At 59.0% G+C, this 25335-nt stretch carries 25 protein-coding genes, 1 tRNA gene and 1 pseudogene; 12 read left to right on the top strand and 15 right to left on the bottom strand.

All coding sequences use genetic code 11. The features are described from left to right. Positions 1 to 33 precede the first annotated feature (33 nt). Complete coding sequence (locus tag ICY20_RS14415; RefSeq protein WP_194937774.1) at positions 34 to 759, top strand: amidotransferase; 726 nt, start codon at positions 34 to 36, stop codon at positions 757 to 759. Here the strand turns inward: ICY20_RS14415 and ICY20_RS14410 are convergent. The 3 genes from ICY20_RS14410 to ICY20_RS14400 all read right to left on the bottom strand — a co-directional run bounded on the left by ICY20_RS14410 (position 756) and on the right by ICY20_RS14400 (position 3503). After that, on the bottom strand, positions 756 to 1727 hold the full coding sequence (locus ICY20_RS14410; RefSeq protein ID WP_159958543.1) for a magnesium and cobalt transport protein CorA: 972 nt from the start codon (positions 1725 to 1727) through the stop codon (positions 756 to 758). The two genes, ICY20_RS14415 and ICY20_RS14410, sit on opposite strands and share 4 nt — an antisense overlap. 148 nt (positions 1728 to 1875) lie before the next feature. Continuing rightward, positions 1876 to 2598 carry a 1-acylglycerol-3-phosphate O-acyltransferase gene (locus tag ICY20_RS14405; protein WP_194937773.1) on the bottom strand — a complete coding sequence of 241 codons (723 nt, stop codon included), beginning with the start codon at positions 2596 to 2598 and terminating at the stop codon, positions 1876 to 1878. A 212-nt stretch (positions 2599 to 2810) separates the two neighbouring features. Beyond that, a complete protein-coding gene (locus ICY20_RS14400) occupies positions 2811 to 3503 on the bottom strand; it encodes a crotonase/enoyl-CoA hydratase family protein (protein WP_159958539.1) in 693 nt (230 codons plus the stop codon). A gap of 321 nt (positions 3504 to 3824) precedes the next feature. Between ICY20_RS14400 and ICY20_RS14395 the strand changes: the two genes are divergently transcribed. From ICY20_RS14395 to ICY20_RS14385, 4 genes and pseudogenes are all read left to right on the top strand, one after another. After that, a tRNA-Ser gene (locus tag ICY20_RS14395) sits at positions 3825 to 3914 on the top strand. 220 nt (positions 3915 to 4134) lie between these two features. Continuing rightward, a pseudogene (locus ICY20_RS28155) lies at positions 4135 to 4343 on the top strand (hypothetical protein). A 57-nt stretch (positions 4344 to 4400) separates the two neighbouring features. Beyond that, entirely contained in the window at positions 4401 to 5057 is a 657-nt protein-coding gene (locus tag ICY20_RS14390) for a hypothetical protein (protein WP_194937772.1), read from the top strand. A gap of 210 nt (positions 5058 to 5267) precedes the next feature. Further along, the gene (locus ICY20_RS14385) at positions 5268 to 5471 is read left to right on the top strand and encodes a hypothetical protein (protein ID WP_194937811.1); all 204 of its coding nucleotides are present in this window, start codon (positions 5268 to 5270) and stop codon (positions 5469 to 5471) included. Between the two features lie 285 nt (positions 5472 to 5756). On the opposite strand, the gene ICY20_RS14380 is transcribed toward ICY20_RS14385, so the two are convergent. The 4 genes from ICY20_RS14380 to ICY20_RS14365 form a co-directional block, all read right to left on the bottom strand. Continuing rightward, entirely contained in the window at positions 5757 to 6092 is a 336-nt protein-coding gene (locus ICY20_RS14380; protein WP_159958526.1) for a hypothetical protein, read from the bottom strand. A gap of 88 nt (positions 6093 to 6180) precedes the next feature. After that, positions 6181 to 6534, bottom strand: coding sequence for a gamma-glutamylcyclotransferase family protein (locus ICY20_RS14375; RefSeq protein ID WP_159958524.1), 354 nt, complete (start codon positions 6532 to 6534; stop codon positions 6181 to 6183). Between the two features lie 16 nt (positions 6535 to 6550). Then, on the bottom strand, positions 6551 to 7210 hold the full coding sequence (locus ICY20_RS14370) for a M24 family metallopeptidase (RefSeq protein WP_159958522.1): 660 nt from the start codon (positions 7208 to 7210) through the stop codon (positions 6551 to 6553). Between the two features lie 68 nt (positions 7211 to 7278). After that, on the bottom strand, positions 7279 to 7644 hold the full coding sequence (locus ICY20_RS14365; RefSeq protein ID WP_159958520.1) for a DUF2784 domain-containing protein: 366 nt from the start codon (positions 7642 to 7644) through the stop codon (positions 7279 to 7281). A 109-nt stretch (positions 7645 to 7753) separates the two neighbouring features. Here ICY20_RS14365 and ICY20_RS14360 point away from each other — a divergent pair, with 109 nt between their 5' ends. Next, the gene (locus ICY20_RS14360) at positions 7754 to 8440 is read left to right on the top strand and encodes an HAD-IA family hydrolase (RefSeq protein WP_194937771.1); all 687 of its coding nucleotides are present in this window, start codon (positions 7754 to 7756) and stop codon (positions 8438 to 8440) included. A 130-nt stretch (positions 8441 to 8570) separates the two neighbouring features. Here the strand turns inward: ICY20_RS14360 and ICY20_RS14355 are convergent, their stop codons facing one another. Beyond that, entirely contained in the window at positions 8571 to 9317 is a 747-nt protein-coding gene (locus ICY20_RS14355) for a 3-oxoacyl-ACP reductase family protein (RefSeq protein ID WP_122485701.1), read from the bottom strand. Positions 9318 to 9443: 126 nt separating this feature from the next. Between ICY20_RS14355 and ICY20_RS14350 the strand changes: the two genes are divergently transcribed. Next, positions 9444 to 10367 (top strand): LysR family transcriptional regulator, encoded by a 924-nt coding sequence (locus tag ICY20_RS14350; protein ID WP_159958516.1) that lies wholly within the window; start codon positions 9444 to 9446, stop codon positions 10365 to 10367. A gap of 131 nt (positions 10368 to 10498) precedes the next feature. Here ICY20_RS14350 and ICY20_RS14345 read toward each other — a convergent pair whose 3' ends face one another. The 3 genes from ICY20_RS14345 to ICY20_RS14335 all read right to left on the bottom strand — a co-directional run bounded on the left by ICY20_RS14345 (position 10499) and on the right by ICY20_RS14335 (position 13985). Further along, positions 10499 to 11227, bottom strand: a complete 729-nt coding sequence (locus tag ICY20_RS14345; RefSeq protein WP_194937770.1) for an aspartate/glutamate racemase family protein — start codon at positions 11225 to 11227, stop codon at positions 10499 to 10501. A 12-nt stretch (positions 11228 to 11239) separates the two neighbouring features. Then, positions 11240 to 12766, bottom strand: coding sequence for an NCS1 family nucleobase:cation symporter-1 (locus ICY20_RS14340; RefSeq protein WP_159958512.1), 1527 nt, complete (start codon positions 12764 to 12766; stop codon positions 11240 to 11242). A 484-nt stretch (positions 12767 to 13250) separates the two neighbouring features. Then, entirely contained in the window at positions 13251 to 13985 is a 735-nt protein-coding gene (locus tag ICY20_RS14335) for a phosphoadenylyl-sulfate reductase (protein ID WP_159958510.1), read from the bottom strand. A 152-nt stretch (positions 13986 to 14137) separates the two neighbouring features. Between ICY20_RS14335 and thrH the strand changes: the two genes are divergently transcribed. Continuing rightward, on the top strand, positions 14138 to 14755 hold the full coding sequence (thrH, locus tag ICY20_RS14330; RefSeq protein WP_159958508.1) for a bifunctional phosphoserine phosphatase/homoserine phosphotransferase ThrH: 618 nt from the start codon (positions 14138 to 14140) through the stop codon (positions 14753 to 14755). A gap of 123 nt (positions 14756 to 14878) precedes the next feature. Here thrH and pabB read toward each other — a convergent pair whose 3' ends face one another. The 4 genes from pabB to rloA form a co-directional block, all read right to left on the bottom strand. After that, positions 14879 to 16222: an aminodeoxychorismate synthase component I gene (pabB, locus tag ICY20_RS14325; RefSeq protein ID WP_194937769.1), complete on the bottom strand. Its 1344-nt coding sequence runs from the start codon at positions 16220 to 16222 to the stop codon at positions 14879 to 14881. A 216-nt stretch (positions 16223 to 16438) separates the two neighbouring features. Continuing rightward, entirely contained in the window at positions 16439 to 17425 is a 987-nt protein-coding gene (locus ICY20_RS14320) for an alpha-L-glutamate ligase-like protein (RefSeq protein WP_090400363.1), read from the bottom strand. After that, on the bottom strand, positions 17425 to 18957 hold the full coding sequence (gene rloB, locus ICY20_RS14315; RefSeq protein ID WP_159958504.1) for an osmotic stress tolerance membrane protein RloB: 1533 nt from the start codon (positions 18955 to 18957) through the stop codon (positions 17425 to 17427). Before rloB ends, ICY20_RS14320 begins: the two co-directional genes overlap by 1 nt. A 5-nt stretch (positions 18958 to 18962) precedes the next feature. After that, positions 18963 to 19499, bottom strand: a complete 537-nt coding sequence (gene rloA, locus ICY20_RS14310) for a retropepsin-like aspartic peptidase RloA (protein WP_122485711.1) — start codon at positions 19497 to 19499, stop codon at positions 18963 to 18965. A gap of 272 nt (positions 19500 to 19771) precedes the next feature. Here rloA and ICY20_RS14305 point away from each other — a divergent pair, with 272 nt between their 5' ends. The 4 genes from ICY20_RS14305 (at position 19772) to acnD (ending at position 25334) form a co-directional block, all read left to right on the top strand. Then, positions 19772 to 20482, top strand: a complete 711-nt coding sequence (locus ICY20_RS14305) for a GntR family transcriptional regulator (RefSeq protein WP_407692622.1) — start codon at positions 19772 to 19774, stop codon at positions 20480 to 20482. Continuing rightward, positions 20479 to 21372, top strand: a complete 894-nt coding sequence (gene prpB, locus ICY20_RS14300) for a methylisocitrate lyase (RefSeq protein ID WP_122485713.1) — start codon at positions 20479 to 20481, stop codon at positions 21370 to 21372. The genes ICY20_RS14305 and prpB overlap by 4 nt, the downstream gene beginning before the upstream one ends. Positions 21373 to 21412: 40 nt before the next feature. After that, positions 21413 to 22540, top strand: coding sequence for a bifunctional 2-methylcitrate synthase/citrate synthase (prpC, locus tag ICY20_RS14295; protein WP_194937768.1), 1128 nt, complete (start codon positions 21413 to 21415; stop codon positions 22538 to 22540). A 199-nt stretch (positions 22541 to 22739) separates the two neighbouring features. Then, positions 22740 to 25334, top strand: a complete 2595-nt coding sequence (gene acnD, locus ICY20_RS14290; protein ID WP_194937767.1) for a Fe/S-dependent 2-methylisocitrate dehydratase AcnD — start codon at positions 22740 to 22742, stop codon at positions 25332 to 25334. The last annotated feature ends 1 nt before the right edge of the window (position 25335 follow it).

Here is a 25335-nt window from a genome sequence, read left to right as displayed (position 1 = left end):
GCATTATTCCCTTCACCGTGTCAGGTATTTTTTATGTCGCTACGCGTCTGTATCCTGGAAACCGATATCCTGCGTCCAGGCTTGATCGATCAATACCAAGGCTACGGGCAGATGTTCAAGCGCCTGTTCTCCAAGCAGCCGATTCCCGCCGAGTTTGTGGTGTACAACGTGGTGCAGGGTGAATACCCGTCGGACGATGAAGTGTTTGACGCCTATCTGGTGACGGGCAGCAAGGCCGACTCCTTCGGCACAGATCCGTGGATCCAGACCCTCAAGACCTACCTGCTCGAACGTTATGAACGTGGCGATAAATTGCTGGGCATCTGCTTCGGCCATCAGTTGCTCGCGCTGCTGCTGGGCGGTAAGGCCGAGCGCGCCGGCCAGGGTTGGGGCATGGGCATCCACGACTACACGCTCGACGCCAAGGCACCCTGGATGAGCCCGGAAGTGGACGAGCTGACACTATTGATCAGCCACCAGGACCAGGTCACCACACTGCCGAACAACGCCACGGTCATCGCCTCCAGTGCGTTTTGCCCTTTTGCCGCGTACCACATCGGCGACCAGGTGCTGTGCTTCCAGGGCCACCCGGAATTTATCCAGGACTACTCCCGCGAATTGCTCGAGATTCTTCAGACAACCCTGGGGGAAAAGATCTACACCAACGGCGTCGCCAGCCTGGAACGCGACCACCACGGCGTCACCGTGGCGGAATGGATGATGCGTTTTGTAGCGCACAAGCCCGATGCTGCCGCCTAAAGCCAGCCCGAGCGCTTGAAGCTGGCCCACAGGCTGGTGCAACCCACCGCGATAAACCCGAGCACTGCAAAATAGCCGTAGTGCCATTGCAGCTCGGGCATATTCTGGAAGTTCATCCCATAAATCCCCGCCACCGCCGTGGGGAACGCCAGAATCGCCGCCCACGCGGCGAACTTGCGCTGCACCACGCTTTGGCGCGACGCCTCCAGCAGCACACCGATCTCGATGGTCTGGCTGGCGATATCGCGCAAGGTGGTGAGGTCTTCCATCTGCCGCGTGACGTGAATCTGCACATCGCGGAAATACGGGCGCATGTTCTTGTCGATAAACGGGAAGCTCAGCTTCTGCAACTCTTGGCTGATCTCTACCATCGGCGCCACATGACGCTTGAGTCGCAGCACATCGCGACGCAGGCCGTGGATCTTCTGGATATCACGCTCGCTCAGCGAACTGCACAGCACGTTACGCTCCAGCTCATCGATCTCGGCATGGATGGCTTCGCTCACCGGCTGGTAGTTTTCGGTGACGAAATCCAGCAGCGCATAGAGTACGAAATCTTCCCCATGCTCCAGCAACAACGGCCGCGCCTCACAGCGCTGGCGCACAAAGCCGTACGACGCCGAGTGACCATTGCGCGCTGTGATGATGTAGCCGTTACCGGCAAAGATATGGGTCTCGATAAACTCCAGCTTGCCGTTCTCGCGCACCGGTGAGTAGGTGACGATAAACAGCGCATCGCCGAAGGTTTCAAGCTTGGGGCGGCTGTGTTTTTCCAGGGCGTCTTCGATGGCCAGCTCGTGCAGGTTGAACTGGCGTTGCAGATTGGACAGCTCCTGGGCACTGGGCTCTTCGAGGCCGATCCACACAAAGTGGCCGGGTTTGGCGGCCCAGGCCGCGCCTTCATCTAGGGTAATGTCCGAGACTTTCTTACCGGCGCTGTAGACAGCTGCCGCAACAACTCTACCCATGGTGCTGATCACTTCTTATTGGGAGGACAGATGTTGGGCAGCTTAGCCTGAATGACGTTCCCTCGTAGCCACCACTTGTTGTGGCGAGCGAGCTTAATGTGGTGAGCGAGCTTGCTCGCGCTGGGGTGCGAAGCGCCCCCAATCGATATCAGCCCACCCGCAACGCCCGATCCATCTCAGCAATACAAGCCTCCATCTGCACCTGACAAGCCTGCATCAACCCCGGAACGTCATCCGCCGTCATACCAGCCGTAGGAATCGGCGCCAACGAACGTATGAGCACATCCCCACTGTTCCAACGATTGAGCCGCATATGCGTGACGTAATTACTCACACACACCTGCACGATAGGCACCCCGGCCGCAATCGCCATATGGAACGCGCCCTTCTTGAACGCCAGCAAGCCCTTGCCCAAATTGCGCGTGCCTTCTGGAAACACCCAAATCGACGTGTCCTCATGCTGCAACGTGTGGGTGGTGGTCAGCATCGCCTTACGCGCCTTGTGCGCATTACCGCGATCGATCAACACATTGCCCGCCAGCCAGAACAACTGGCCGAACAACGGCACCCATTTCAGGCTCTTCTTGGCGATACACACCGTACGGTGGGGCACCACATTGCCGAACACAAACAGGTCATAGTTGGACTGATGGTTGGCGATGACCACACAGGTGCCGGGCTTGTTGCGCAGCGAGTCGACGTCGGTTTTAACGTTGAGCCCCAGGATGCGCATGGCCGGCAAGGCGTAAAGACGGGCACACAGGCGGCTGTTGTCCGGGTTGAATGGCCGGCAGATGCCAATCAACACACCCAGCACGCCAGCGATCATAAAGTGCAGGCCCATCAACAACATACGCAACAGAAAAAGCATCGACACGGCCTATCGAGACAAAAGGTCGCGCAGTGTACGGTCGTACACTGTATTCGGCAATTACCCCGGTAGAGTTCGGAGATAGGCGATGTTTAAGCACATGTTTCAACATATGGCGACATCGCCCGGCTAGAGCGGCTAAAGAAGTATCAGATCTGTTTGTAAGAAAAAGCCCGACACTGGGTCGGGCTTTGATCGCGCATCTGTAGGGGTTAACCCAGAATATGACCCTGATCCTGAATGATCGCGTCATCCAAAGCGTCCAGCAGCGCCTGACGCACTTTCAGCTTGGTGTGCTTGTGGGCGTTCATATTGATCTTCTTCAACTGCCGCGCCGCTTCCAGCGCTGCCGCGTGCAACTCCTCCGGTGCCACGACCTTATCGAGGAACCCCGCCTGCAACGCGCCTTGCGGGTCAAACATCTCGGCATTGATCACCGAACGATGAAACGCCGACTTGCGCAGACGGTCTCGTGCCAGCTCGATCCCGGCGTGGTGCATGGTCATGCCAATCGCCACTTCGTTCAGGCCAATGCTGAACGGGCCCTCGACCCCAATCCGATAATCCGCCGACAACAGCAGAAAGGCGCCCTTGGCTACGGCATGCCCAGGGCAGGCCACAATTACCGGGAACGGGTGCGACAACAAACGACGCGCCAGCGTAGAGCCGGAAGTCACCAGGCCGATTGCTTCTTTAGGCCCGGCCGTCATCACCTTCAAATCATAACCACCCGACAAAATCCCCGGCGTGCCGGTGATCACCACCACCGCGCGGTCTTTCTCAGCCTGGTCCAGCGCTTCATTAAAGGCACTGACCACCGCCGGAGAAATGGCGTTCACCTTGCCGTTGCTCAGGGTCAGGGTCGCGATACCGTCTTCGAGGTGGTAAGCAATCAACTCACTCATGACGCGGTTCCTTGTAGGGCTTGTTATAGAAGGGCATGCACAAACGTTACCCACCACGCCCGTCCCGGTAAAGCGCCGTGACTGACTGCCCAGTCAGGCTTTTCCCTGACGGCGCACGCTGCACCGCGTAGGGCAGGGCGCAACAGCCGCTCCAGAGGTGTACTGCACATGCCTGAGAATGGCAGAAACACCGCCCCTTGCCGGGCGTATTCCGGCATATCCCGCTAACCGCATGAAAATTCTGAAAAAAACCTTTGCCATCGGAAAGGCTTTCGACTACATTAGCGCGCCTCGACAGACTGAACTTGTTTGACGAGATACGGTGAAGTGTCCGAGTGGCTTAAGGAGCACGCCTGGAAAGTGTGTATACAAGAAATTGTATCGAGAGTTCGAATCTCTCCTTCACCGCCACATTAAGTAAACACAAACCCCTGATTTTCCTAGAGAAAGTCGGGGGTTTGTGGTTTTTGGAGGTTGAAAAAAGGGTTATATGGGACTGATATGGGACTGGCGCCCTTTTTGGGGACATAAGACTCAGGACAGCTCTCCTTCGCTGAAACGCGAACTTGGATCGTAATCTGTTTGGATGAGTGGGCTAGGCTTTCCGCAGCACTAATCAGGGACGACCGCCATGCTAGATAACTCAGATGCAAAGATCGCGGCTGCAGACGCTCTGACATTGCTCCTGCACAACTCGGTGCGGCGATTGAAGAGATAACTAAGTGGCTCTCAGAAAATGGCCGGGAGAATGTTGCGATTAACGCAGCAGCAGCTATGGGAACTTTGGACACCAATGCTGAAGCTATTACAGCTGCGATTATGCGTCTACGGTCGTCCTAGCGAATCACTTCAGGCTCTGCGGGCGCCAATACCTGGCGCATAAATGAGGGATGTACTTTGAGAAAAGCTTACGCGGCAATAATTTTAGCGTGCATCGTTTACTTCGTTGGCGGCTGGATTGCCACCAGATTCGGCGTTGTGACTAAAGACGACTATTTTGCATACGCTGGTATCGTAGGGGGGCTTGCATCGGTAGCAGGACTCTTGGCCCTTACGCGTCCCGCAATTACTCAAGCGGACCTCAAAAGTGTAGAAATTGAAACACTGAAGTCGATGGCGGTAACAGCGGAGCAGCTTGATAAGCTTCAGTCAGCTCGCGCCCAAACCGTACAAGAAATCGACGACTTAGCGCTCAAAAAGAAAGCTATGGAGCTCCTCGTCAAAAAAGCTAGCCTTGCGTTGTTTTTAAAGGAGCAGTATTCGCACCACGAGCGCCAGGTACTTGAGGAAATTGCTAAAAACGATAACTTGCGCATTGCGTTACTAAATGCATCAGAAAGCGCTGAGAAGGTTCGAGCATTGGATGAGGAAATTTCTGTCGACCCAAATGTGGGCCAGTTGCGCGAAATTATCAGAACAGCTTCACGTCGCGAGCCGACTTTTGAGGAAGTACTCGAGAATCTGCCAACAGTACCAAGAGCGCTATTCATAATATTCAATTCTCTCAATCGAAGCTTTGCCGACGTATTCCGCATCTTTTGGAAAAGTCTCTAACCCCTTTGTTCAGTCCCGGGATGTCGTGCTAAGGCGTTTCCAGAATAGGCCGCCCTTATCCTGTATTTGGCCTCTTTGAATCGTCCTGGTTCAGTAGCCGTGTTTAAGTGATTGCTTGTGGGATATATCGGCCTGTTGCAAACGACCGCAATGAGTTGGCAACGTGTGATCGTGACTACAATGAGCCACAACCCACAAGGAGCATCACATATGAGTTTTGAAGGTATTGTGCAAATCGCCCAGGAAAATAACCCGGCCGCTGTCAACCGCGCATTGCAAACCGGTTGGGAGCTTCTGTCGGTCAATGCGCTGGGTGAGGGCCTGGTCTACACCATCGGCCGCCGTGCGCCGAAGGCCGCCGCGCCAGAGGGCGAGTATGTCGACGGCATATGGAAGCCAGCCGCTAGCGAGTAACGCCGCTTATGTTCAAAAGGCCCCTACACTCAATCCAGGTGTGGGGGCCTTTTTATGGGCATGTAAACCACAATCCCCGAGTCTGGCGTTCGAATCTCTCCTTCACCGCCATATTCGATGTAGACAAGACCCCTGGTTTCGAAAGAAGTCAGGGTTTTTTTCATTTATGGAATACAAAAGCTCCGCTCCTGAAATGATTCCCCAACAGATGGATGCCATCCGTACGCAGACCGCCCAATAAAAAACACCGAGCAACGCCCGGTGTTTTTCTCAACGCATAACGCCTTACTGCGCAGTTTTCAGCTTAACCACATCACCCGAAATCTTGGTGGTGTAACCGCTCAGCACCCATGCCCAAAACCATTTTTCCTGGATCTGAGTGTTGATCAGCGCATCGCCGCCTTTGGCTTTGATGGCTTCATCCTGGGCGCGTACGAAACGGCTGTTTTGGCCGATCGGGATAATGCCGAACAGCATGATGCCGGTGGCGCTGGCTTCGCTGTGACCCAGCACGGTGTATTGGCTGCTGTCGTATTGCGGGGATTTGATGGCGGTGCCGGTGCAGCCTGCGAGGGTGAAACCGAGGACGGCTGCTGCAACCACTTTACTGACGTACTTCACTGTAAAACTCCATGGGCTAAACCCCGAGATTCAATTCTCGGGGCTGCACTTTAATCGCTCTTGTAACAGATTGAAAACAATCTGCCCCTCAAGCCTGCACGTACACCCAAGCGGTCAAGCCTGACGCCAACCCCACCGCCACGCGTTTGTAGTCCGAGACTTCATACGCGTCCGCCGCCGCCAACTCGGCCTCGGTAATCTGGAACACCATCCCCTCGACCCTGGCGCGTGGCTCGGTTGTCGGGGCGACGATGGGGTGGTGGGTCTTGCCGCTGCTCGCCAGCACGTGTGGGTCGGTGATTTCTACCCAGCTTTGCGAATAGCCCAGCATGGCGTCGTGCTGGCCGGTCAGTTCTCTGCCGAAGTTGGCCAGTTGTACGGATTTGTCCTGCAATGTGCCGTAGGAAAATAGCAGCACCGTGGATTCGTTGGGGCGTGTCATTTGTGGTCCTAAAAGGTTAAGCCAGTAAGTCTTCGTAGAATGCGCCGTAGGGCTTGGTCGGGTGGGCGATCTGGATTTCGAGAATCCACAAGCCTTCATTCGGGTAATGCTCGAAGTCGCCCAGGTCGCCGCCACGATGAATGGCGTGGGGGAAGTCGCTGACGCGGTGGCCCTTGATGTCCAGGTTCAATTGCCAGCCCATGGCTTGGGCTTGTTCTTCGGCGTAGCGGTAAAGCTCCAGGCCGACGACTTGGTCGTTTTTCCAGCGAGCTTGCACAAGGTCGAAGAGTGTTTTGGCAGCGTTGGCGCAGGCGATCATTTGCGGATCGGTGCCGGTGCTGAAGGTGGCGCCGGCGTCGCCTTCGTGGCCTTGCCAGACGGCGCCCATGTCGATGAAGAAGATGTCGTTGTCGCCCAGCACTGGGTCGCCGTCGGAGCGTTGTTTGAATGTCTTGAGGGTGTTGGCACCGAAGCGCACCAGCAACGGGTGCCAGATGCGTTGCATATCGAGTTCGGCGAGGACGTGTTTGCCCAATTCGCGGGCTTCGGATTCGAGCATGCCGGGGCGGATGCGCTGGGAGAGGGCTTCGATGGCTTTCCAGGTCATGGCCTGGGCGTAACGCATGGATTCAAGGCTGTAGGCCGCACCTACGGCTTCTTTGGGTTGTGCACTCATCAACGTGTCCTCAGCTTAATTAGCGTTATACGTTTAACTATATAGCGCTGAGATGGCGCAGCAAAAGCTCAAATTGAGCGGCTACGCCGTATCAAGCGCACATACACCGCAACGTTGATCACCACCACAACAGCCCCCAGCACCAGCTGAATATTCGGCGTCAGCCCCGCCGGGTAGATCAGCGTGAGGATGTAGTGCTCGATAAACCCGCCGCCATAGCCGTCTTGCCCCGCGAGATGGCGAAACAGGTTTTCCCAGCGGGTGAGCGGGCAGGGCAGGTGCAGTAGTTCGACGGCAATGCCCCAGGCCACCGCTGGCAGATGCAGCCACATCACGCGGGGCCATTTGAGCGCGAGCAACCCGCCGAACAATACGAACAGGATGAAGCTTAAGTGAAACAGCACCAAGCTGTCGGCGGCTAGACGGTAGAGCATCGCGGGCACTTCGAAAGGGCGGGTGCACAGTCTAAAGGGTTGCCTGTGGGTGAGGGCGGCCGTTATTGTGCTGAATCCTTTTAGTCCTTCCCCCCAAGGATCTGTTTTGATGAACGCACCGCGTACCGCCGGCCCGATCAAGGCCGTGATTTTCGATATGGACGGTTTGTTGCTGGATACGGAAGGTATCTACACCGAAGTCACACAGATCATCGCAGAACGCTACGGCCGTACCTACGACTGGGGGATCAAGCAGCACATCATCGGTCGCGGTGCCCAAGACCTGGCTGACTACGTGGTGAAGGCGCTGGACCTGCCGATCACGCCCGCCGAGTTCCTGAAGATCCGCGAACCCCTTATGAGTGAGCGTTTCCCCACGGCCCTGGGCATGCCCGGCGCCGAGGCGTTGGTGCGGCACTTGAAGGCGCACAATATTCCGATTGCCGTGGGCACTAGTTCGTCGCGCAATTCGTTTGGCCACAAGACTACGTTGCACCGCGAGTGGTTCAGCCTGTTCAACACCATCGTCACGGCTGACGACCCGGAAGTCGGCGCCGCCAAGCCTGCGCCGGATATCTTCCTCACCGCTGCCCGACGTCTGGGCGTGGCGCCTGAGGATTGCCTGGTGTTCGAGGATTCACCCTTTGGTGTAACGGCTGCGAAGGCGGCCAATATGACGGCCATCGCGGTGCCCGATGAAGCCATGGCCGACAGCAAGTATCACCATGCTGATCAGATCATCCGCAAACTCGCGGAGTTTGATTTGGTGGCTTATGGCTTGCCGCCAATGCGCTGAATAAATATGGTCAAAATGTAGGAGGGGGCTTGCCCCCGATAGCGGTGTATCAGTCAGCCTATTGGTTGCTGACCTACCGCCATCGGGGGCAAGCCCCCTCCCACATTTGTTTCTAAGTGTGCCTGGAATCCTAGGCGCTGAAGCCACCGTCGATGGTCAAGCTGGCACCGGTGATGTACCCGGCCTCTGGGCCTGCCAGATAGGCAACGAAGCTGGCAATCTCCTCCACATGCCCATACCGCCCCACCGCCATCAACCCAATCAAGCTCTCCGCAAAATCACTGTTCGCCGGGTTCATATCGGTGTCCACCGGCCCAGGTTGCACGTTGTTGATGGTGATGCCTTTAGGCCCCAGGTCGCGCGCCAAACCTTTGGTCAAACCCACCAGCGCTGCCTTGCTCATCGCATATGGGCCACCGCCGCCAAAGGGCATGCGCTCGGCGTTGGTGCTGCCGATATTGATCACCCGGCCGCCATCACCCATATGCTTGGCGGCTTCCTGAGTCGCGATAAACACGCTGCGCACGTTGATGGCCAGGGTCTGGTCGAAGTCTTCCAGTTTGAAGTCTTCCAGCGGTGCGATGGCCAGTACGCCGGCGTTGTTCACCAGGATGTCCAGGCGCCCAAAGGCTTCGACGGTGGCGTTGACGGCGTTGCGAATCGCGTCTGCACTGGCGCTGTCGGCGTGGATCGCCAGGGCCTTGCCGCCTTCGCTGATCACGCTGTTCTGTAATTCTTCAGCCTTGGCGGCCGAACTCACGTAGGTAAAGGCCACTGCTGCGCCCTGTGCCGCGAGGCGCTTGACGATGGCGGCGCCGATACCGCGGGAACCGCCTTGAATCAAGGCGACTTTGCCGCTGAGGTTTTGTGTGGTCATGTCGATCTCCTAGCTGTTCAAGGCGGGATGCCTTGTTGTTGGAACCGAGTATCGACCTCACCGGCCCCTCCCGGTAGACCGTGATTGCTATAGTCTGTGTAAACCAAAAGTTTAGAGTGGGACGGTATGGAAAGCTTTGGCAGTATCGAATGCTTTGTGCGCAGCGCCGAAGGCGGCAGTTTTGCCGAGGCGGCGCGGCACCTGAGTCTCACACCGGCAGCGGTGGGTAAAAGCGTCGCCAAGCTCGAAGCGCGCCTGGGTGTACGCCTGTTCCAGCGTAGTACGCGGCGTCTCACCCTGACTGAAGCGGGCAAGCTGTTCCTCGACGAAGTCAGTGGCAGTCTCACTACCATCCAAAATGCCGTGGCCAACCTGGCCAGCGCCGAAGGCCGGCCTGTGGGCACGCTCAAGGTCAGCATGGGCACGGTGTTTGGCAATCGCTACGTGGTGCCGCTGATAGGCGAGTTTATGCGGCGTTTCCCGGACATCAGCCCGGACTGGCATTTTGATAACCGTCAGGTGGACCTGATTGGCCAAGGCTTCGATGCCGCCATCGGCGGCGGTTTCGAGTTGCCCCAAGGCGTGGTGGCGCGCAAGTTGACGCCAGCCCACCGAGTTCTGGTGGCATCAAAGGGTTACCTGGCGCAGCGCCCGCCGGTGTCTGAGCCTGAAGATTTGTCGCGCTGCCACGGCATTCTTATCCGTTCTCCGCAGACCGGGCGCGTGCGGTCCTGGCAATTGACCAGCCGCGAACGTGAACACCGCCCATTGGTACTCAAACCCAGCATGACCATGAGCGACTCCGAAGCCGCCTGCTGCGCCAGCGCCCAGGGTTTGGGGATTGCGTTGGTGAGCATGCCGATGGCTGTGCCGTTTCTGCACAGCGGTGCGGTGGTGCGGGTGTTGCCGGATTGGTATGTCGACGATGGCAATATTTCCATTTACTACGCCGAACACAAATTGCTGCCCGGCAAGACCCGGGCGTTTGTGGATTTCATCATTGAACAGTTTGCCGAACAGCAATTGGGGCGGCGGTTCAGTGCCATCTAAAACTGAACACGGCTCAAAATGTGGGAGGGGGCTTGCCCCCGATGGCGATATATCAGTCAGCCTATCTGGTACTGACACACCGCTATCGGGAGCAAGTCGAATCGTCGCACCGCCCCTCCCACATTGGATTTTCAGCGGCCGAACTGCCCTGGCCAGCCAATGACCTTCTTCGGCCTTGGTGTCGCATAAGTCCTGATCTTCGATGTCGACAACCCCAACCGCACCAACGACTCAGCAATCGTCACCGCCGCCGTCACCCCATCCACCACCGGCACGCCGGTACGCTGGCGAATCTGCTCGTCCAGCCCGGCCATGCCGCCGCAGCCCAGGCAGATCACTTCAGCCTTGTCTTCGCTGATGGCCAGTTCCGCCTGGCGCACGATGGCTTCCATGGCGGCCAACGGGTTTTCTTCCAGCTCCAACACGGCCATGCCGCTGGCTCGCACCGAGGCGCAGCGCTGGTAGAGGCCGGCGAGTTTCAGGCGGTCTTCGATCAGCGGCACGGTACGGTCCAGGGTGGTGACCACCGAATAGGCGTGGCCGAGGAACATCGCGGTGCTGGCGGCGGCTTCGGTGATGTCCACCACCGGCACGTTCAACAGTTCCTGTAGGCCTTCGCGACCGTGCTCGCCGTAGCCTGCCTGGATCACCGCGTCGAACGGCTGGTCATAGGCCATCACCCGGTCCATCACTGCGATGGCCGCCAGGTAGCTTTCAAAATTGCCCTCCACCGACTCTGCGCCGAAGTAAGGCGTGAGCCCGACAATCTCGGTGCCCGGCGCCGCCACGGCCCGCGCCTGCTGGGCGATTGTGTCGGTGATGGATTCGGTGGTGTTGACGTTGACCACGAGGATTCGCATGGAAAGTCCTTATTAATGACTGACGTTATCGACGGCAATGCTTTCGCCACTGACATCGGCGTAGAACGGCTGGCGCTTGGCGATCAGCAGGTACAGCAGCCCTGCAATACCGGCGCCAAACATCCAGGAAAACGGCGAGACGCTGGCAAAGCCGGGCAACAGTGCCAGGAGAATGGCGATCACGGCCGCAGGAATAAATGCCGCCACTGCGCGCAAATTGACCCCGCGGCTGTAGTAATAAACCCCGTTTGGGTCTTCGCTATACAGTTGCAGCACGTCCACCCGGCTTTTACGGATCAGCCAGTAATCGACCATGATCACCCCGTACAACGGCCCCAGCAGCGCGCCCAGGCCGGAGAGGAAATACACGATCACCAGCGGGCTGTTGTAGAGGTTCCAAGGCAGGATCAGCACGGCAACCGTGGCGCTGATCAACCCGGCGCGGCGAAAGTTCAGGTACTTGGGCGCCAGGTTGCTCAGCACAAAGGCGGGTGCGACGAAGTTGGCCATGATGTTCACCGCCACGGTGACGATCAGGAACGCCAGGCAACCCAGCACCAGGAAGAAGGTATTCGGGATGGCGGCGATGATTTCGGTCGGGCTTTCAATCACCCGGCCGTTGAGCTGGAACTGCCCGCCGCACAGCAGCACGGTAATGGCGGCAAACACCAGGATATTCACCGGCAGGCCCCAAAAGTTACCCACTTGGATTGTCTTACGGCACGGCGAGGAGCGGGCGAAGTCGCAGAAGTTGAGGATCAACGTGCCGTAGATCGCCAGCCACAGCGCGCCACCGGCAAAGATATTGCGCCACATCTCACCGCCACTCAGCGGTTCGCGAATCGACCACGCGATGTTGCCGCCGGTTTGGAAGTACATCCAGCCGGCCAATGAAGCCACCGTCAGCAAAATCACCGGCCCGGCGAAGCCTTCGTAGCGGCGCACCATCTCCATGCCATAGGCCAGGATCACCAGTTGCACCAGCCAGATCGCCACGAAACACGCCCAGCCCAGGGACGACAGGCCGAGGATCGAATCGTGGTCGTATTCGGCAAAGCCCGGATGAATCGCCGTCAGCAACACGCGGAAAACCACCGAGGCCAGGTAGGTCTGAATACCAAACCAGGCAATCGCAATCACCGCACGGATCAGCGCCGGAATCTGCGCACCGTGGATGCCGAAACTGATGCGGCTCATCACCGGGAATGGCACACCGGTCTTCTGCCCCATATAACCCGACAGGTTCATAAAGAAATACACCAGCGCCGCGCCAATACCCAGTGACAACAGAATCTGCCAGCCACCCAGGCCCAAGGCATATAAGCCGATGGCAAAGGAGTAGTTAGCGATGTTGTGCACGTCATTGGTCCACAGCGCGAAGATGCTGTAACGCCCCCAGCGTCGGCCTTCGACCTTGGTAGGCGCAAGATCCTTGTTGTGCAGGCGCGGGCTGAGCACCAACGGGCCTGGCCCGGTTGCGTCGGGGTTCAGGGCGGAGGGCAGTTCCAGTGCGATGTTATTCGAGAGGCTTGTACGCATTCCGGCAGGCTCCAGCACATCTGCGAGCAAGCCGCGGATGGCAAAGTGTATGTAGGTTTTGTATTTATTGTATACAAAGCGCTTTTCACCTTAAGCCACATGCGTGCCAGTTTTTGATCTATGAAAACTGTGGGTAATTTCGTTTTTATAGGTTGGTTTAGTAACTTACTGAATTTGAAGAAATATAAATTGACCAGTTGAACAGGTATTTATTTTTCAGTAGGAACTAGGCGATTCACAAAGGTGAAAATCAAAAGGGGAGAGGTGTTACGCAATGGTGCAGTCGAAGAGAAATTGCACACATAAATGGCACCGATGGTTACATGTATGTGTACATATTTAATGAGCAATGCAAAAACAAATGTGGGAGCGGGCTTGCTCGCGAAAGCGGTGTGCCAGTGATGAATACATCAACTGATACACCGCTATCGCAGGCAAGCCAGCTCCCACACAAACCGCGCCCGACATGTCTATCGCATCAGCTTCACGCCTTGCTGATGATATTCCCCGCATGCAGCCCACATTCCTTCTGCGTGGCCTCTTCCCACCACCAGCGACCCTCGCGCTCATGCTGGTTCGGCAACACCGGCCGTGTGCAAGGCTCGCAGCCGATGCTGATAAAACCACGCTCATGCAGGCTGTTGTACGGCAGCTCCAGCATGCGGATATAGCCCCAGATTTCCTCGCTGGTCATCTGTGCCAATGGGTTGAATTTGTAAAGGGTGCGTTCCGGCGTAGAGAAGGCACTATCAATCTCCAAGGCCGCCACCTGGCTGCGGGTGCCGGGGCTCTGGTCGCGGCGCTGGCCGGTGGCCCAGGCGCTCACGCCAGACAGTTTGCGGCGCAAGGGTTCGATCTTGCGCACGCCACAGCATTCGCCGTGGCCGTCCTTGTAGAAGCTGAACAGGCCCTTTTCCTTGACGAAAGGTTCCAGCTTGGTCTGGTCCGGCGAGATCAATTCGATGTCGATCTTGTAGAACTCGCGCACCTGCTCGATAAACCGATAGGTTTCCGGGTGCAGCCGGCCAGTGTCGAGGCTGAACACTTTGACGTTCTTGTTCAGCTTCCAGGCCATGTCCACCAGCACCACGTCCTCGGCGCCACTGAAGGAAATCCACAGGTCATCACCGAACTGGCTGAACGCCAGCTTGAGAATGTCCTGGGCAGACTTGTTGGCATAGGTCGCGGCGAGTTCAACGACGTCGAAAGCTTGGTTCATCAGGACGGTTCCTACAAGGTCAGTGGCGCTGAGCGCTCTATAGGGGAGCGATGGTATCAAAATCCGCTCTGCGTTGCGGCGGCGAGCTTGAATCGCTAGAGTTCGGCAGTCCTTTTGCTCGCTCAACTAACAACATCTAATGGGAGTGTCTTGTGGAAATTGCCTGTCTCGACCTGGAAGGGGTGCTGGTTCCGGAAATCTGGATCGCCTTCGCCGAAAAAACCGGTATTGAATCCCTGCGGGCCACCACGCGGGACATTCCCGACTACGACGTGCTGATGAAGCAACGCCTGCGCATCCTCGACGAACACGGGCTCAAGCTCGGCGACATCCAAGAGGTGATCGCCACCCTCAAGCCGCTGGACGGCGCCATCGAATTCGTCAACTGGCTGCGCGAGCGCTTCCAGGTGGTGATCCTGTCCGACACGTTCTACGAGTTTTCCCAGCCGCTGATGCGCCAACTGGGTTTCCCTACGCTGCTGTGCCACCGGCTTATCACCGACGACAATGACCGTGTAGTGAGTTACCAACTGCGCCAGAAAGACCCCAAGCGTCAGTCGGTACTGGCGTTCAAGAGCCTGTACTACCGCGTGATCGCCGCCGGCGATTCCTACAACGACACCACCATGCTGGGCGAAGCCGACCGTGGGATTTTGTTCCATGCGCCGGAGAATGTGATTCGCGAGTTCCCGCAGTTTCCGGCGGTGCATACGTTTGAGGCGTTGAAGCAGGAATTTATCAAGGCGTCGAATCGGGCGTTGAGCCTGTAAGCCTTTCAGCGCGGCTGGTGGCCTTATCGCAGGCAAGCCAGCTCCCACTTTTGACCGAGTACATCCTTTGGAATGCGGTCAAATGTGGGAGCGGGCTTGCTCGCGAAGAGGTCCGCCCAGTCACTACAAACCTTCCAGTGTCTGCAGCAACACCCGCACCTTCGTCAGCGACTCCTGATACTCCGCCTCCCACTGCGAGTCCGCGACAATCCCGCCGCCGCCCCAGCAGCACACCTGCCCATCCTTGACCAGCAAGCTGCGGATGGCGATGGAACTGTCCATCTCGCCGCGCACATCCAGATAGACCAATGAGCCGCAGTACAGCCCGCGCCGGGTCGGTTCCAGTTCGTCGATGATCTGCATGGCGCGGATCTTCGGGGCGCCGGTGATGGAGCCGCCGGGGAAGCTGCCGGCGATCAGGTCGAGGGCGTCTTTGTCGTCGGCCAGTTCACCGATCACGCTGCTCACCAGATGGTGCACGTTGGGGTAGCTTTCGAGGCTGAACAGCTCCGGCACACTCACCGAGCCGGTGCGGCAGGTGCGGCCGAGGTCGTTGCGCAGCAGGTCGACGATCATCAGGTTTTCAGCGCGGTCCTTGGGGCTGGCCAGCAGTTCGGCGGCGTTGGCGGCGTCTTCTGCGGGTGTTAAACCACGGGGGCGGGTGCCTTTGATCGGGCGGGTTTCGACATGGCGCTCGCTGATGCGCACGAAACGCTCTGGTGACAGGCTCAGTACCGCGCCGTCATCCGGCAGGCTCTGGAATCCGGAAAACGGCGTGGGGCACGCTTCGCGCAACGCGCAATAGGCCACCCATGGGTCACCGAGACAGGGCGCACGAAAGCGCTGGGCAAAGTTGACCTGGTAGCAGTCGCCGGCCTGGATATAGTCCTGGATGCGCACAATGGCCTGGCGATAAGCCTCGGCGGTGAGGTCCGGGGCCATAGGGCCTTGGAGTTTGAAGGTGGCAGGCGTGTCGAGCATCTGCGCGCTGAACAACCCAATCAGGCGTTGGCGCTCGCTATCGACACATGCCGGATGGAAGACAAGCTGGCTGGTCTGCGCCTGGTGATCGCTGATCAGCGCCCAGGCGTATAGCCCAAAGCGTGCATCCGGCAGGTGCAGGTCGTCGGCGGCCAAGGTGGGCATCTGCTCCAAATGCCGGCCGAAGTCGTAGCTCAGGTAGCCGATCAAGCCGCCGGCGAAGGGCAGTTCATAACCAGCCGGCAAATTCGCCTCACCCATCTGCGTGAGGTTTTGCCGCAGGCGTTGCAGGAAGTCGCTGCCGCTTTCGTCAGGCGATACCGTCAAGGTTTCCAGAGGCCAGGCACTGAGCAGGTCATAACGCCCACGCTCGGCCACCGGGCGGCCGCTGTCCAGCAGCACCGCGCCGGGTGCATGGCGAATCGCCGCGAAATACTCGGCGGGGTTGGCCCGGTAGGGCAGTGGGTGTACGGAGCAGGTTGACATGCGCGGGATGGATCAGCCGTTGGCTTGGGGGAGGGGATTGTAATCCGCTGAAGGGTTTGGTCCTAGGGGCAGCTGGAATGTGGGCACATTCTGATGGGAGGGTGTTTTTACGAATGCTATCGCAGGCAAGCCAGCTCCCACAGTTGACCGAGTACATCCTTTGGAATGCAGTCAACTGTGGGAGCTGGCTTGCCTGCGATGCAGCCGACGCGGTGTTCAGCCTTCCACAGGCGGAATATGCCCAAACATCTCCTGCACGAACTTCACCCGCTCTTCCGGGGTTTCGGTCACGCCAGCCGCTTTCAACTCTTCAAGCCGCGCTTCCACCGCATGGGTGCGCAAGGTCAGCCCGCAGTCATTGGCAATCTGGATATTCAGCCCCGGCCGCGCATTCAGCTCCAGGATCAATGGGCCTTTCTCTTGGTCGAGCACCATGTCCACACCGATATACCCCAGGCCACACAGCTCATAGCAGCCCGCCGCGAGTTTCATGAAACCGTCCCAGTTGGGCAGTTGCACGCCATCCACCGCATTGGTGGTGTCGGGGTGTTTGGTGATGATGTTGTTCAGCCAGGTGCCGCGCAGGGTCAGGCCAGTGGCCAGGTCGACCCCAACGCCAATCGCGCCCTGGTGCAGGTTGGCCTTGCCGCCGGACTGGCGCGTCGGCAGGCGCAACATGGCCATCACCGGGTAGCCCATCAACACAATGATGCGAATGTCCGGCACGCCTTCGTAGCTGATGCTCTTGAAAATTTGGTCGGGCACCACGCGGTACTCGATCAGCGCACGGTCGCGGTGGCCGCCCAGGGAATACAGGCCGGTGAGGATGCTGGAGATCTGATGCTCGATCTCTTCATGGCTGATGATCTTGCCGGACACCGTGCGATAGCGCCCCTCAAACCGGTCTGCTACTACCAGGATGCCGTCACCGCCCGCACCCTGGGCCGGTTTGATCACGAAGTCGCTGCGCCCACCGATGATCTCGTCGAGTTTGTCGATTTCCTTCTCGGTGGAGATCACCCCGTACATTTGCGGCACATGGATGCCGGCGGCGATGGCCCGCTCCTTGGTGATGATCTTGTCATCCACGATCGGGTACAGGCTGCGCTTGTTGTACTTGAGCACGTAGTCGGCATTACGCCGGTTGATGCCCATGATCCCTCGCGCTTCGAGGGCCTTCCAGGTCTTCCAGAAACCGAACATTACTTATCAGCCTTCAAGAACGCCTTGAAACGCACCAGCTCGGTCAGGCGGTAACCGCGATAACGACCCATGGCCAGCATGAAACCCACCAGAATCAGCAGGATCGCCGGGAAGGTAAACACGAAGTACACCAACTCCGGCACGCTCATGATCAGGTGCGCCAGGGAGGCGGCAAACAGCGTACCAATCGCCACTTTCAACGCATGGTTGGCGCCGCGTTCTTCCCAGGTGATCGACAGGCGTTCGATGGTCATGGTCAGGATCACCATCGGGAACAGCGCCACCGACAAGCCGCGCTCCAGGCCCAGCTTATGGCTGAACAGGCTGATGGCCGCGATCAGCACCACCACGAAGGTCAGCACCACCGACAACCTCGGCAACATCTGCAACTTCAAGTGCTCCAGGTACGACCTGAGGGACAGCCCCAACGCCGTAATAATCGTAAACAACACAATCCCGAAGCCCAATTGCGTCTCGCGGAACGCCAGCGCGATCAGCACCGGGGTGAACGTGCCCAGCGTTTGCAGGCCAATCAGGTTGCGCAGGATCAAAATCACCAGCACGCCAATCGGGATCATCACCATGATCATGAAGGTCTGCTGGGTTTGCAGCGGCAGGCCATACAGCGAGTATTCGAGGAAGTTGGCGTCGGTGTTCTCGTCCGTCAGCTTGGCCAGGCGGATCGCGTTCATTTCACTGTTGTTCAGGCTGAACGTCACCATGGCTTTCTTACCGCCATCGACGGTGATCAGGTTTTCGTCGCCGGTCCACCACAGCAGGCGGTCGCTGGGCAGGCCTTGCTCGCCGGTTTCCGGGTTGAAGTACAGCCAGTCATTACCATTGAAGCTGCGCAGCCACAGTTCCGGGGTTTGCGGCTGGTCGGCCACCAGGCGGATGGTGTGGACTTTTTCCACCGGCACATGGGCGATGGACAGCAGCAATTCGACGATCTTGGCTTTGTGCGGCGTGGACGGGTCGCCCGCCAGCAACAGCTTCACATTGTCGTCGTTGAGGTTATTCGTGCGCTTGATGGCTTCGGTGATAAAGGTTTCGACGTCAGCCGAGTGCTGGCGGATCGGCGCCAGCAGGGCTTCGGCGGCGATTTTTTCCGGGCCTTCCACGGCGATGCTGTCGCGGAAGGTAGGGCCCTTGACCTTGACCTTTTCACCGCTGTAACGCTTGGTCAGCACCAGGCGGTAATACAGGGTCTGGTTGCCCGTGGCGCGCCGCGCTGACCAGGTGACCTTGCGGTTGCCATCGATGCGGTTGACGCTCACCCCGTAGTTGTTCGAGATAAAGCTCTCGTTGAGGCTCACAAAGTCGCGGCTCAGCGGCGGCACGAACATCTGGATCTTCACCGGGTCTTTCGGGTTGGCGACGAACTCGACCTTGGCGTCGATGTTCCACAGGTCGTCGGTGGCGTCCTCGGTGACGGGGATCCCCAGCACGAAAATCTGATAGGCGGTGACCGAAATACCCAGCACCACCAGGATGGCGATCAGGATTTTCAGGTGCAGGGTAAGAGAGCGCATTCGGTTTACTCGGCGGTATGAGCGTCGGCGGCACAGGCAGGTTTGCCTGCTGCGTATTTAAGGCTAGGGTCGACCAGCGCATCAAAGCGTTTTAATGCTTCGGAGCCGATCAGCAGCGGGTATTGGAATGCGCTGCGGTCAGTCAAGTTCACTTCGATGCTGCGTAAAGCGGTGCCCATGCAGATATCCAGCGCGATGACTGGGCGGGCGGTGTAGTTCTTGTCCTCATCGGGGTCGTAGTCACCGGCGCGGCGTTTGATCTTGCTGACGCGGGCCAGGGGGCGTTCGATGGGGTGGGAATGGGCGGTGTCGATGGCGAGGTAGAAGCGCACCCAGGACTCGCCGTTGCGCTTGAAACGCTTGATATCACGGGCGCTGAGGGAGGCGGTCTTGGCGCCGGTGTCCAGTTTGGCGGCGACTTCCAGGTTGATACCGGCCAGTTGGGCGTATTCGTTGAGGCCATACACGGTCTTCTCGGCGGCAACGCCGAGGCCTGGTGTCAGCAGTAGGCAAAACAATAGAAGGAAGGGCTTAAGTCTCATAGATCCCGAGGCGGTGCAGTGCGATGTTCAATTCAAGGCGACTGGCATTGCTGCGCAAACTCCCTCGTACGCCGTTTCATCCAATGATGTCAGGCAAAAGCGGCGGGCATTCTAACATGATGCTTTTTTGGCGCCAGCGCTGGCAGGCGGCCATGCCCCTATAGAGTGCAGAAGGGGTTATTAGACGATTGTCGACAATATGTATTTATTCTTTGACTGTCAGGCGCTAATTGGCTAGTTTTTGCGGCATTGCTTTTAAAGGTGTCGACAATATGCTGGATCAATCGGAAGCCCCGGTGGCGACGTCGGACGAATCCCAGACAATGTCGGAGAACGTCTTCCGGCGTATCCAGGCCGCCATCGTCAAGGGCGAAATCGCCCCCGGCAGCAAGATCTCCGAGCCCGAACTGGCGCGCACCTATGGCATCAGCCGTGGCCCGCTGCGCGAGGCGATCCACCGCCTGGAAGGCCAGCGCCTGCTGGTGCGCATTCCCCATGTGGGCGCGCGCGTGGTGTCGTTGAGCCACGCCGAGCTGATCGAACTCTATGAAATCCGTGAATCCCTCGAAGGCATGGCTTGTCGCCTGGCCGCCGAGCGCATGACCGATGCCGAAATCGAAGAACTGCGCCAAGTACTGCACACCCACGAGCGCGACGAAGCCTTTCAGGCCGGCCTCGGTTACTACCAGCAGGAAGGCGACTTCGATTTTCATTACCGGATAATTCAAGGCGCCGGTAACCGCACCCTGACCCAAATGCTGTGCGGCGAGTTGTACCAGTTGGTGCGCATGTACCGCATCCAGTTTTCTGCCACACCCAATCGTCCACGCCAGGCCTTTGCCGAGCATCACCGTATTTTGGATGCGATTGCCGATCGCGACGGTGAACTGGCCGAACTGCTGATGCGCCGCCATATCGGCGCGTCCAAACGCAACATTGCCCGTCACTTCCCTGGCGGTGCTACTGATAGAGGTGAGTCATGAGTTCTAACAATAAAAGCACACCCGGCCAGCGCTTCCGTGACGCGGTTGCCAGCGAGCACCCTTTGCAGGTGGTCGGCGCGATCAATGCCAACCATGCGCTGCTGGCCAAGCGCGCCGGGTTCAAGGCGATCTACCTGTCGGGTGGCGGGGTAGCGGCTGGTTCGCTGGGCGTGCCGGACCTGGGCATCACCGGCCTGGATGACGTGCTCACCGACGTACGCCGCATCACCGACGTCTGCGACTTGCCGCTGCTGGTGGATGTCGACACCGGCTTCGGCTCCTCGGCCTTCAACGTGGCGCGCACCGTGCGCTCGATGATCAAGTTCGGCGCCGCCGCCATTCATATCGAAGACCAGGTCGGCGCCAAGCGCTGCGGTCATCGCCCGAACAAAGAAATCGTGTCCCAGCAGGAAATGGTCGACCGCATCAAGGCCGCCGTGGACGCGCGCACCGATGACAGCTTCGTGATCATGGCGCGCACCGACGCCCTGGCTGTGGAAGGGTTGGAGTCGGCCCTGGAACGTGCCGCGGCCTGCATCGAAGCCGGCGCTGACATGGTGTTCCCCGAAGCCATCACCGAGCTTGAGATGTACAAGCTCTTTGCATCCAAGGTGAAGGCGCCGATCCTGGCCAATATCACCGAATTCGGCGCCACGCCGCTGTACACCACCGAACAATTGAAATCGGCCGATGTTTCCATCGTGCTGTACCCGCTCTCGGCGTTCCGCGCCATGAACAAGGCCGCCGAAAACGTCTACACCGCGATCCGTCGCGATGGCACCCAGCAGAACGTGATCGACACCATGCAAACGCGCATGGAGCTTTACGATCGCATCGACTACCACACCTTCGAGCAGAAGCTCGACGCGCTGTTCGCAGCCAAGAAGTAAAGAACAGCCTCCCTAATAAATTCAAGATTGGAGAACCGACATGGCTGAAGCAAAAGTACTGAGTGGTGCCGGCCTGCGTGGCCAGGTGGCCGGGCAAACCGCACTGTCCACCGTGGGCCAGGCCGGTGCCGGCCTGACCTACCGCGGTTACGACGTGCGCGAACTGGCCGCCGATGCGCAGTTTGAAGAAGTCGCCTACCTGCTGCTGTACGGCGAGCTGCCGACCCAGGCCGAGCTGGCTGCCTACAGCAAAAAGCTGAGTCAACTGCGCGACCTGCCGCAAGCGCTGAAAGAAGTGCTCGAACGCATCCCCGCCGACGCCCACCCGATGGACGTGATGCGCACCGGCTGTTCGTTTCTCGGCAACATCGAGCCCGAGAAAGACTTCAGCGTGCAGCGCGATGTCACCGATCGTCTGCTCGCCGCGTTTCCGGCGATCATGTGCTACTGGTACCGCTTCAGCCACGACGGCAAACGCATCGACTGCGTGACCGACGAGCCCTCCATCGGTGGGCATTTCCTGCACCTGTTGCACGGTAAAAAGCCGAGCGAGCTGCATGAAAAAGTCATGAACGTGTCGCTGATCCTCTACGCGGAGCACGAGTTCAACGCGTCGACCTTTACCGCCCGTGTGTGTGCTTCGACCCTGTCCGACCTGTACTCCTGCGTCACCGCCGCCATCGGCTCCCTGCGCGGCCCGCTGCACGGTGGTGCCAACGAAGCGGCAATGGAGATGATCGAGAAGTTCTCGTCCGCCGAGGACGCCGTGGACGGCACTCTCGGCATGCTGGCGCGCAAGGACAAGATCATGGGCTTCGGTCACGCGATCTACAAAGACAACGACCCGCGCAACGAAGTGATCAAGGGCTGGGCGAAAAAACTCGCCGATGAGGTCGGTGACAAGGTGTTGTTCCCGGTCTCTGAAGCTATCGACAAGACCATGTGGGAGCAAAAGAAACTGTTCCCCAACGCCGATTTCTACCATGCCTCGGCCTACCACTTCATGGGCATCCCGACCAAGTTGTTCACCCCGATCTTCGTGTGCTCGCGCCTGACTGGCTGGGCTGCGCATGTGTTCGAGCAGCGGGCCAACAACCGCATAATCCGTCCAAGCGCCGAGTACACCGGCGTAGAGCAGCGCAAGTTCGTGCCAATCGAACGTCGCTGAGTAAGAAGGCCGACGATCCCGAAGTGGAAACCGGATCAAATGTGGGAGGGGGCTTGCTCCCGATAGCGGTGGTTCAGTGCCAGTTGCACCAACTGACAGACTGCTATCGGGAGCAAGCCCCCTCCCACATTAGTCCTCATTCCAATTCTGGATCTGCATCGGTTCTTCCTTTTGCAACTACCGTGACCGAGTCCTGACGATGAACACTGAATTTCGCAAACCGCTCCCCGGCAGCCGCCTGGATTTCTTCGACGCCCGTGCGGCTGTCGAGGCGATTACCCCCGGTGCCTACGCCACCTTGCCCTACACCTCCCGCGTGCTCGCCGAAAACCTGGTGCGTCGCTGCGACCCGGCCACGCTCAATGCGTCCTTGAGCCAATTGATCGAACGCAGGCGCGACCTCGACTTCCCTTGGTTCCCGGCCCGTGTGGTGTGCCATGACATCCTCGGCCAGACCGCCCTGGTCGACCTGGCCGGCCTGCGCGATGCCATCGCCCTGCAAGGCGGCGACCCGGCGCAGGTCAACCCGGTGGTGCCGACCCAACTGATCGTCGACCACTCCCTGGCCGTCGAAGCCGGCGGTTCCGACCCGCAGGCGTTCGAAAAAAACCGCGCCATCGAAGACCGTCGCAACGAAGACCGCTTCCACTTTATCGAGTGGACCAAAAAGGCCTTCAAGAACGTCGACGTGATCCCTCCGGGCAACGGCATCATGCACCAGATCAACCTGGAGAAAATGTCCCCGGTGATCCAGGTGCGCGAGGGCGTAGCCTTCCCGGACACCTGCGTGGGCACCGACAGCCACACGCCCCATGTGGACGCCTTGGGCGTGATCGCCATCGGCGTTGGCGGCCTCGAAGCCGAGAGCGTGATGCTCGGCCGAGCCTCGTGGATGCGCCTGCCGGAAAGCGTCGGCGTGGAGCTCACGGGCAAGCTGCAACCGGGCATCACCGCCACCGATATGGTGCTGGCGCTGACCGAGTTTTTGCGTAAGCAGAAAGTGGTCGGTGCGTGGCTGGAGTTCTTTGGCGAGGGTGCCTCAAACCTCACCCTCGGCGACCGCGCCACCATCTCCAACATGGCCCCGGAATACGGCGCCACCGCGGCGATGTTCTACATCGACCCGCAAACTATCGCCTATCTGAAACTCACCGGCCGTGACGACGAGCAAGTCACCCTGGTGGAGCAATACGCTCGCCACACCGGGCTGTGGGCCGATGATTTGAAAGGCGCGCAATACGAGCGCGGCCTCACCTTCGACCTGTCCGGCGTCGTGCGCAACATGGCCGGCCCCAGCAACCCTCACGCCCGCGTTGCAACCAGCGACCTGGCGGCCAAAGGTATCAGCGGCCAGTGGGACGAAGTGCCTGGCCAAATGCCCGATGGCGCAGTGATCATCGCCGCCATCACCAGTTGCACCAACACCAGCAACCCGCGCAACGTGATTGCTGCCGGCCTCTTGGCGCGCAATGCGAACAAGCTGGGGCTGGCGCGTAAACCGTGGGTCAAATCCTCGTTGGCACCGGGTTCGAAAACCGTGGCGATGTACCTTGATGAAGCTGGCTTGACCACTGAGTTGGAGCAATTGGGTTTCGGCGTCGTGGCCTTCGCGTGCACCACGTGCAACGGCATGTCTGGCGCGCTCGACCCGGTGATCCAGCAAGAAATCATCGACCGCGACCTGTACGCCACCGCCGTGCTCTCGGGCAACCGCAACTTCGACGGGCGCATTCACCCGTACGCCAAGCAAGCGTTCCTCGCGTCGCCGCCGCTGGTGGTGGCTTACGCGATTGCCGGCACCATCCGTTTCGACATCGAAAAAGACGTGCTGGGCCTGGACGCCAACGGTAAGGAAATCCGCCTGCAAGACATCTGGCCAAGCGATGAAGAAATCGACGCGGTGGTGAAGGCTTCGGTCAAGCCGGAGCAGTTCCGCAAGGTGTACATCCCGATGTTTGCGATCCACGAAGACACCGGCCCGAAAGTCGCGCCGCTGTATGACTGGCGCCCGCAAAGCACCTACATCCGTCGCCCGCCGTATTGGGAAGGCGCGTTGGCCGGGGCTCGTCCGCTCAAGGGCATGCGCCCGCTGGCGGTGCTGCCAGACAACATCACCACCGATCACCTGTCGCCGTCCAACGCGATCATGCTCGACAGCGCCGCCGGTGAGTACCTGGCGAAAATGGGCCTGCCGGAAGTCGACTTCAACTCCTATGCCACGCACCGGGGCGATCACCTGACTGCGCAGCGCGCGACCTTTGCCAACCCGAAACTGTTCAATGAAATGGTGCTGGAAAACGGCAAGGTCAAACAGGGTTCCCTGGCGCGTATCGAGCCTGAAGGCCAGGTCACGCGGATGTGGGAAGCCATCGAAACCTATATGGAGCGCAAGCAGCCGCTGATCATCATCGCCGGCGCCGATTACGGCCAAGGCTCCTCCCGCGACTGGGCCGCCAAGGGCGTGCGCCTGGCCGGTGTGGAAGCGATTGCCGCCGAAGGGTTCGAGCGTATCCACCGCACCAACCTGGTGGGCATGGGCGTGTTGCCGCTGGAGTTCTTGCCGGGCACCGACCGCAACACCTTGCAGATCGATGGCAGCGAAACCTATGACGTGGTCGGTGCGCGCACCCCACGTGCCACGCTGACCTTGGTGATCAACCGCAAGAATGGCGAACGTGTCGAAGTGCCGGTGACCTGCCGCCTGGACACCGCCGAAGAAGTGTCGATCTACGAGGCGGGCGGCGTGTTGCAGCGGTTTGCCCAAGACTTCCTGGAATCGGCGGCGACCGCCTGAA

The organism is Pseudomonas pisciculturae (genome assembly GCF_015461805.1).
Classification (GTDB): Bacteria; Pseudomonadota; Gammaproteobacteria; order Pseudomonadales; family Pseudomonadaceae; genus Aquipseudomonas; species Aquipseudomonas pisciculturae.
Note: the sequence above shows the minus strand (reverse complement) of the source record. Positions and strands in the feature narration are given on the sequence as shown.